The organism is Ligilactobacillus equi DSM 15833 = JCM 10991, assembly GCF_000615765.1.
GTDB classification, from domain to species: domain Bacteria; phylum Bacillota; class Bacilli; order Lactobacillales; family Lactobacillaceae; genus Ligilactobacillus; species Ligilactobacillus equi.
The window spans coordinates 1-4,713 of record NZ_BAMI01000089.1 but is presented as its reverse complement, the minus strand read 5'-3'; the positions used below and the strand labels follow the sequence as shown (position 1 = coordinate 4,713).

The following is a 4,713-nucleotide window of genomic DNA, read 5'->3' as shown; positions in this document are numbered from 1 at the left end:
ACGTTCATGCCACCAAACAAATATAAAGGCCAAAAAACTCAACAAGGTTAAAATTAACAAAATTCCTGGAATATTCATTTTTCACTCCATGTTTAACTTAGAATGTTCATCTTAATTTTAGCATATAGCTAACTAAAAAGGATTGGTTAAACCAATCCTTTCATATCTTACTATTTAGCTTTTCGTAAACGGAAGAAAACGGCTAACATTGCAAACCATACCACCGAGAAAAGTAAGGAAATTAAAGTACTCTTGCTAAAAGCTAAAAGTACAATTACCGCAACAAAAAAGATTATTGTTAACCAGTTAGCCCAAGGAAATAGTGGCATCGCAAAGTAACTAACCTTACCAAGATTTTCCCGGCGGTATTTGTAGTGGCAATATACCAAAACAATCCACACGAAAACAAAACTAACAGTCGCTACCCCGGAAATAATTTCAAAAACCGTGGCCGGTAAAATATAATTTAAAATTACAATAATAAAAAGCACCGCTGATGAAAATAACAAGGAATTAACTGGTACACTACGGTTATTTGTCTTACCTAAAGCTTTCGGAGCTTGTTGACTCTTAGCCATTACGAATAAAGTCCGGCTAGTTGAGAAAATCGCACTATTGCAAGCAGATAACGCAGCCGTTAATACCACGATATTAATCACCGCTGCTGCAAAGTTAATTCCAATCCCTTCAAAAACTTGCACAAAAGGACTTGAATCCGTGACAATATCATTCCATGGATAGATACACATTAAAACAAAAATTGCCCCAATGTAAAAGAGTCCAATCCGAATCGGTAAACTATTGATGGCTTTGGGTAAATCGACCTTTGGATTGGCGGTTTCCCCTGCTGTTAACCCGACCATTTCAATTCCTGTGAAGGCAAAAATTACCATAGGAAAGGCTGCCAATAAACCATTGAAACCATGTGGGAAGAAACCACCATGATTAAATAAGTTCATCACCGTTACATGGTGGCCTCCGACGTGGGCATTAGTGAATAGCAAGAATAACCCCGTAACGATTAAAGCTAAGATTGCAAAAACCTTGATGCTAGAAAACCACGTTTCTAATTCACCAAACAAACCAACACTTAATAAGTTAAAAATCAACAAGACAACAATAATAATTAAAGCTGTTAACCATTGTGGAATCTGCGGAAACCAGTAGCGAACATAAATTCCACTTGCTGTCAAATCAGCCATAGCTAAGCTCACCCAACATAACCAATAAGTCCAACCAATGATAAATTCGGTCTTTTCCCCCATGTAATGACGGACAAACTCAATAAATGACGTTTTAGATAAGTCAGATAAAATCAATTCCCCGATGGCTCGCATCATAAAAAACATAAAAATTCCGGCAACCAGGTAAGCCAAAATCAAGGCCGGACCAGCCTTTTGGATGGCAGAACCAGACCCTAAAAATAATCCAGTCCCAATAGCACCACCAATGGCAATCATTTGTACGTGGCGATGCGTTAAGGCACGCGCCAACTTATTTTTATCTTCCAAAATTCTCTCCTCTGTAAAATTTATCTTTGCTGAAAATCTCTCTTCCAGTATTTACATTTTATCTAACTTATTTGGAACATTCAATTATTTTTGTAAAAAAACATTTTTTATATCAAAAAACACGTTTTCAAACGGTAAAAACCGAACGAAAACGTGTTTTTAACTAATTAGCTACAATATTTACTAACTTACCTGGAACAACAATAACCTTGCGGATTGTCTTATCAGCAGTCACATTTTGGACTTTTTCATCAGCTAGAGCTAATTTTTCTAAATCATCCTTACTAATATCGGCTGCAACGGAAAGTTTTTGGCGTAACTTACCATTTACTTGAACCACTACCTCAACTGTATCTTCGACCAACTTACTTTCATCATAATCAGGCCAAGCCATGTAAGTAATCGTGTCCTTGTGTCCCAAAATTTGCCATAATTCTTCAGCCATGTGAGGCGCAATTGGGGCAATTAATTTCACGAAGCCTTCCATGTATTCCAACGGTAAGGAATCTGTTTTATAACATTCGTTAACAAAGACCATCATTTGTGAAATAGCTGTGTTAAAGTGTAAAGCTTCTAAGTCTTCGGTAACCTTCTTCACAGTTTGGTGGTAAAGTTTGTCCAATTTACCATCGTTAAGTGTGGTAATCCTGTCACGTAACTTACCGCTTTCATCCACCACTAAGTTCCAGACGCGGTTCACAAACTTGTGGGCCCCGCCAAGACCATCTTCACTCCAAGGAATAGAAGCGTCGATTGGTCCCATGAACATTTCGTAAACGCGAAGAGTATCGGCCCCATATTGTTCCACAATATCATCAGGGTTAACCACGTTCCCCTTAGATTTAGACATCTTTTCGTGATTTTCGCCTAAAATCATCCCTTGGTTAACTAACTTTTGGAATGGTTCCTTAGTTGGGACCACACCTAAATCGTACAAGAACTTGTGCCAGAAACGTGCATACAAGAGGTGTAAGACGGCGTGTTCAGCCCCCCAATGTAAAGGTCAACTGGCAACCATTCCTTCAATAATTCAGGGTCGGCAATCGTGTCGTTATTGTGTGGGTCAATATAACGCAAGAAATACCAAGATGAACCTGCCCATTGTGGCATGGTATTAGTTTCTCGCTTACCTTTACGACCATTTTCATCTACAACATTGACCCAATCTTCAAGGTTAGCTAATGGACTTTCACCAGTCCCAGATGGTTTGATGTCATTAGTAGCAGGTAAACGTAATGGCAATTCTTCTTCAGGTACTAAGGTTGTTTCGCCATCTTCCCAGTGGATGACAGGAATTGGTTCACCCCAGTAACGTTGCCGTGAGAATGTCCAGTCTCGTAAACGATAGTTAACTTTCTTTTGGCCCACTTCTTTTTCTTCCAACCAAGCAACCATCTTGTCGATAGCTTCTTGTTTGTTAGTTAAACCGTTTAAAAAGTCAGAATTGATGTAGTTACCTTCACCCACGTAGGCTTCAGCTGCGATGTCGCCACCTTCAATAACTGGTTTAATGTCCAAGTCAAAAGTCTTGGCAAATTCGTAGTCACGTTGGTCATGCGCAGGCACTGCCATGATGGCCCCTGTTCCGTAAGAAGCTAAAACGTAGTCCGCAATCCAGATTGGTAATTTTTCCCCGTTAACAGGGTTAACGGCGTAAGCTCCGGTGAAAGTTCCAGTTTTAACCTTGGCTAAGTCCGTTCTTTCGAGATCTGATTTGTGGGAAGCTGCTTCAATATAAGCATCCACGGCCGCTTTTTGTTCCGGCGTGGTAATTTGAGCCACTAAATCGTGTTCAGGTGCTAAGACCACAAAGGAAGCCCCAAATAACGTATCTGGCGTGTCGTGAAGACTTCAATCTTTCGGTCATGCCCATCAATACCAAAATTGACACTAGCCCCGATGGAACGGCCAATCCAGTTACGTTGTTGTTCCTTGATGGCTTCCGGCCAGTCCAAATCATCTAAGTCATCGATTAAACGATCAGCGTAAGCCGTAATCTTTAAGACCCATTGGCGCATAGGCTTACGAATAACTGGAAATCCCCCACGTTCCGTCTTGCCATCGATAACTTCTTCGTTAGCCACGACCGTTCCCAAATCAGGACTCCAGTTCACTGGAATTTCAGCTTCATAAGCTAAACCACGCTTATACAATTGTTCGAAAATCCATTGCGTCCACTTGTAGTACTTAGGGTTAGTGGTGGCAATTTCGCGGTCCCAGTCGTAAGACAAACCAAGCGACTTGATTTGACGTCGGAAGTTGTTGATGTTTTTCTTGGTAAATTCTCGTGGTGAGTTACCAGTGTTTAAAGCATATTGTTCCGCAGGCAAACCAAAAGCATCCCAACCCATAGGATGTAAAACATTGTAGCCTTGCATGCGCTTCATACGGGAAATAATATCGGTTGCGGTGTAACCTTCAGGGTGCCCCACGTGTAAACCTTGACCAGATGGGTAAGGGAACATATCTAAAGCGTAGTATTTAGGCTTATTTTTGTCTTCAACGGTCTTGAAAGTTTTATTTTCTTCCCAGAAACGTTGCCATTTTTTTTCGACTTGTTTGTGATCGTATGCCATCGTTTAAATCCTCCAATTTTATTCCTGGCAAGCTCAGATAAGCAAAAAACGTCCTATGTAGCCCCCACTTTGGGCCTACATAGGACGAATTTTTCGCGGTACCACCTATTTTCCGGCACAAAGCCGACACTTTGCTTCGTAACGGGAAGTACCGTTTTTACCTACTAATTTCAGTAAAAAACTCCAAGGCGAGTTCACAAGTCACTGCTGTTCATTTCCACCGCCCATGAACTCTCTAAAAGCATCACCTTGCTACTAATCCTTATCTGCGCTTACTAGTATTAAGCTTATTTTAGCAGAGCTAACCAGCAATTGCAATACTATCTCAATCTTAAAGTTTGTCCCACATAAATCAAGTCTGAAGATAAGTTATTTAAGCTCTTCAATTGACCTACAGTTATGCCATGATTGGCCGCAATCCGCCACAATGAATCATTAGCCTTTACAGTGTAACCACTGGTCTTACTGCTGGCGACACTGCTTGTGTTCTTAGAACCTACACTTGAAACCTTCAAAGTTTGGTTCACATAGATAGTGTTAGAAGATAAATTATTCATAGATTTCAAAGCAGCAATAGTTGTATTGTGTGCTCGGGCAATTTCATAAAGATTATCACCGGCTTTTAC

At 40.4% G+C, this 4,713-nt stretch carries 2 protein-coding genes, 1 pseudogene and 1 other annotated feature; all 3 genes and pseudogenes read right to left on the bottom strand.

Features of this window, described 5'->3' with window-relative positions; translation table 11 throughout:
* Positions 1-170: 170 nt before the first annotated feature.
* A complete protein-coding gene (locus JCM10991_RS11245; protein WP_051528021.1) occupies positions 171-1,460 on the bottom strand; it encodes an amino acid permease in 1,290 nt (429 codons plus the stop codon).
* Positions 1,461-1,674: 214 nt separating this feature from the next.
* Positions 1,675-4,087: pseudogene (gene leuS, locus JCM10991_RS13985) on the bottom strand (leucine--tRNA ligase).
* Positions 4,088-4,164: 77 nt separating this feature from the next.
* Positions 4,165-4,365: a binding site (T-box leader), on the bottom strand.
* 42 nt (positions 4,366-4,407) lie between these two features.
* The coding region (locus JCM10991_RS13980; RefSeq protein WP_035188951.1) for a LysM peptidoglycan-binding domain-containing protein at positions 4,408-4,713 on the bottom strand (306 nt) is incomplete at its 5' end.